This window comes from Mesorhizobium sp. M7A.F.Ca.AU.002.02.1.1, assembly GCF_003998535.1.
Taxonomy (GTDB): Bacteria; Pseudomonadota; Alphaproteobacteria; order Rhizobiales; family Rhizobiaceae; genus Mesorhizobium; species Mesorhizobium ciceri.
The window spans coordinates 1-2,366 of record NZ_RZPB01000857.1; the positions used below are offsets into that span (position 1 = coordinate 1).

Consider the following 2,366-nt stretch of genomic DNA (forward strand, 5'->3'; position numbering starts at 1 on the left):
GACAGCTGTCGCCATCGACCACGGCGTTTCTGGCGCAAAGGATCGCTGTCTGGATCGAAGCGGTGGTGAAGTAGGCGACGAAAAAGGGCGACCGAAGCATCGCTTCGGCCGCCCTTTTCTTGTTTCGTCTCGGCAATCAGCCAGCCGAAGCTTGACTGACTGCAGCGCGGTCTGGCTTACGCGGCCCGCGCAGCCGGACGCTTACCGCCGAAGCGGCGCTTGTTGTTGCCCTTGAAGGCCGGCTTGGCGCCGTCCGGCTTGCGCTCGCCGGCGAAGGCCGGCTTGTCGCCGAAGCGCTTCTTGCCAAAGCCGTTGCCCTTGTTCTCGCCACCGGGCCGCCTGCCGTCGCGACGGCCATTGCGGTCGTTGCGGTCATTGGCCGGCTCGAAACGCTCGTTCTTTTCAGCCGGATTGCGCAGCGGATCGGGGCTGCCGAGATGGTCGGCAACGATCGGCAGCTTGGTGCGGATGATGCGCTCGACCTGGCGCAGCTTGCTGTTCTCGGAAGGATCGCAAAGCGTGATCGCGATGCCGTCCATGCCGTTGCGGCCGGTACGGCCGATGCGGTGGACGTAGCTCTCGGCTTCATCCGGCAGGTCGAAATTCACGACATGGCTGATGCCGGGCACGTCGATGCCACGCGCCGCGATGTCGGTCGCCACCAGAATGCGCACCGAGCCGTCGCGGAAATCGTTCAGCGCTTTCTGGCGGGCGTTCTGCGACTTGTTGCCGTGAATGACGGCGGCCTTGAAGCCATCGCGCTCGAGGTCCTTGGTCACCCTGTCGGCACCATGCTTGGTGCGCGAGAAGATGATGACGGACTTCATCGCCTCATCGGCGAGCATCGTCGACAGCACCTGGCGCTTCTGCTTGGTGCGGGCAAAGACGACGCCTTGCACGATCTCGGCCGCTGCCGTGCTTTGCGGCGCGACTTCGACGCGGATCGGGTTCTTCAGCAGGCCCTTGGCCAGTTCGGCGATTTCATTGGGCATGGTCGCCGAGAACAGCACCGTCTGACGATCGGGCGCGGTCGCCTTGGCGATGCGCTTGACGTCGTTGATGAAGCCCATGTCGAGCATGCGGTCGCCCTCGTCGAGCACCAGCCATTTGGTGTCGGCAAGCATGAGGTCGCCCTCACGCACCAGGTCGGTCAACCGGCCGGGCGTTGCGATCAGGATATCGACGCCGGGCGCAACCTTCTTCACCTGGCTGAAGCGCGAGACGCCGCCAAGCACGAGCGCGGTCGAGACATGCGCGCCCTTGGCGAGGATCTTGATCGTGTCCTCGATCTGCACGGCGAGTTCGCGCGTCGGCGCCAGGATAAGCGCACGCGCCGTCTTCGGCCGGCGCTTGGTGCCGAGTGCGATGATCTTCGACAGGATCGGCAGAGCGAAGGCCGCGGTCTTGCCGGAGCCGGTCTGGGCGATGCCGAAAATGTCACGGCCTTCCATCTGCGGCGGGATCGCCTGCGCCTGGATAGGCTTCGGCTCGGTGAAGCCGGCGTTGTGGGTGGCCTTGAGCAGCGCGCCCGTAATACCCAGTGCCGCGAAACCGGTGAGTTCCGCAGTGTTGCTACCGGGCAAAGTGTTTTCGTTGGTCAAAATAATCTTCTTTCACGCGGCTTCTGGCCGCAAACATCGATGGCGGCAGGGCGCAACCTGCCGTCGAACAAATTTTCATGAAACGACAAGGCGGGCGGACGGGTTCGTCCACTCGGCTGCGCTGTCGTGCCCGCAGGCATCATGCCACGGGGCTTTTTCGCCGCTTTGTGATTTACCGGAAAAAGGGCCGATATACCGGAAAGAGGGAAAACAGACGCAACCAGTCTCATTCGTCGAGAAGGCCGGATAAGTCCCGGCCCAAGCGCCTATGCCGCCGCATATGGCCCAGTTCGCCACCAAATGCAAGGGGCGTCATGCTGCAGCGCAGCAAAATCCACGGAGCAAGCGGCGCTTGCGCTCGCTTGCCGGCACGATTACCACGAAATGCCGCTGGCTTGGGAGGTAATCGATGAAGGACGTGCTGAAGGAACTCGAGCGCCGCCGCGAGATCGCCCGCATGGGTGGTGGCCAGGCCCGCATCGATGCCCAGCACAAGAAGGGCAAGCTCACCGCGCGCGAACGCATCGAGGTGTTTCTCGACGAGGGCTCTTTCGAGGAATTCGACATGTATGTCGAACACCGCTCGACCGACTTCGGCATGGAGAAGACCAAGATCGCCGGCGACGGCGTCGTCACCGGCTGGGGCACGGTCAACGGCCGCCCGGTCTATCTCTTCGCCAAGGATTTCACCGTGTTCGGCGGCTCGCTGTCGGAAGCGCATGCCGAGAAGGTCATCAAGGTACAGGAGATGGCGCTGCGCAACCG

The 2,366-nt window shown here is 63.4% G+C and carries 2 protein-coding genes; one reads left to right on the forward strand and one right to left on the reverse strand.

Features of this window, described 5'->3' with window-relative positions; genetic code table 11:
- Positions 1-176: 176 nt before the first annotated feature.
- Complete coding sequence (locus tag EN879_RS32380) at positions 177-1,601, reverse strand: DEAD/DEAH box helicase (RefSeq protein ID WP_024505079.1); 1,425 nt, start codon at positions 1,599-1,601, stop codon at positions 177-179.
- Positions 1,602-2,010: 409 nt separating this feature from the next.
- Between EN879_RS32380 and EN879_RS32385 the strand changes: the two genes are divergently transcribed.
- A partial coding sequence (locus tag EN879_RS32385; RefSeq protein WP_281034620.1) for a carboxyl transferase domain-containing protein occupies positions 2,011-2,366 on the forward strand: 356 nt, incomplete at its 3' end.